This is a genomic window from Micromonospora sp. NPDC047738 (assembly GCF_040642675.1).
Lineage (GTDB): Bacteria > Actinomycetota > Actinomycetes > Mycobacteriales > Micromonosporaceae > Micromonospora.
Map to the genome: position 1 here is coordinate 1 of NZ_JBEYSO010000082.1, position 1,441 is coordinate 1,441.

At 68.5% G+C, this 1,441-nt stretch carries 1 protein-coding gene; it reads right to left on the reverse strand.

Features of this window, described 5'->3' with window-relative positions:
* Window positions 1–15: 15 nt before the first annotated feature.
* The gene (locus ABZ783_RS37400) at window positions 16–1,278 is read right to left on the reverse strand and encodes an IS701 family transposase (RefSeq protein WP_357447975.1); all 1,263 of its coding nucleotides are present in this window, start codon (window positions 1,276–1,278) and stop codon (window positions 16–18) included.
* Between the last annotated feature and the right edge of the window lie 163 nt (window positions 1,279–1,441).

A 1,441-nucleotide genomic window follows, 5' to 3' on the forward strand; every position in this document is an offset into this window, starting at 1 on the left:
CCTAGTACTCCAACGTCACTTGATCTTCCGGCTGGCTTGGTGATCGAGTCTGCGCTGGTAGTGGGATCGTCGGGCTCGAGCTTGGGATGTTCGCCGCCAGATTGACCAGTGCAGGGTGTGCCCTGGCGGTAGCGGTGCGGCGAGGACGAAGGCGTTGAGGAGCCGGCGGATCTCGGCGACGGTCAACGCGATGAGCTGCGGGTCGTGGTCGGGCTGCTGGGCGGCGGCGGCAGCGAGGATGGTCAGGACGGCCAGGGCGAGCATGGCCAGGGTGACGTGCCGGTGCCATCCGGTCCAGCCGCGGACCTGGTAGTGGTCCAGGCCGACCTGGCCTTTGCCGGTTTGGAACAGCTCCTCGATGCTCCAGCGGGAGCCAGCCACGGTCACAAGGGTGTGCAGCGGCACCGGGCGGGGTGACCAGCACAGGTAGAAGGCCAGCTCGCCGGTGCTCCGGTTGCGGCGGATGAGCAGCCACCGATACGCACCCCGGCTGGTGGCGGTGGTGATCCAGGCCCACAGGTAGTCGCGGTGTCCCTTCGCTCCCGGTCCGCAGCTGTGCAGCTGCCATTCGCGGGTGGGGATCCGCTCGGCGAGGTCGTCGACGCGGATCAGGGTGCGGCCATCATTGATGGCTACGCGTCGGTCGCAGCCGACGGCCAGGACGTAGCCGATCCCGCGGTGTTCCAGGTCATCGCGAAGACCCGGGTCGGCGCCGTAGACCTCGTCGCCGGTCACCCACCCGAACGGGACACCGGCGTCCAACGCGGCGGCGATCATCTGCCGGGCCAAGGCAGGCTTCGTAGCGAACCTGACGTCGTCCGGGACGCCGGCGGCGATGAGACGGTCAGGACGATCGCACCAGGATATCTCCGGCAGGTAGAGCCGACGATCGATCATCGCCCGGCCTGCGGGTGACACGTAGGCCAGGAACACCCCGACCTGGCTGTTCTCGACACGGCCAGCGGTGCCGGTGTACTGCCGCTGCACCCCGACCGAGCACACGCCCTTCTTCAGGAAGCCGGTCTCGTCGACGACCAAGACGGCGTCGGGCTGGCCGAGCTGCTCGACCAGCCAATCACGCACGTCGTCGCGGACGGCATCGGCATCCCACACCGCCGTACGCAGCAGCCGCTGCATCGCCTGCGGATCGGCGTGACCCGCCCGCTCCGCGAGGGACCAGCAGGTCTTACGTTCCACACCCGACAGCAGCCCCTCCACGAACTGCCCGGCAGTCCGGCGTGGCTCCGCCCGCACGAACCTGCCAGCGACACGCGTCACCGCCTCGTCCAGGATGACCCGCCACCCGGCGGGGTCTACGCTGTGGCCCACGGCCACCGCACGATCTTCGGTTGTCCTCACAAACCATCGATGATCAACGCGGTGGCCGTCCTCATGCCCACGCCACGCCCAACGCCGAAGCCAAGTGACGTTGGAGTACTAG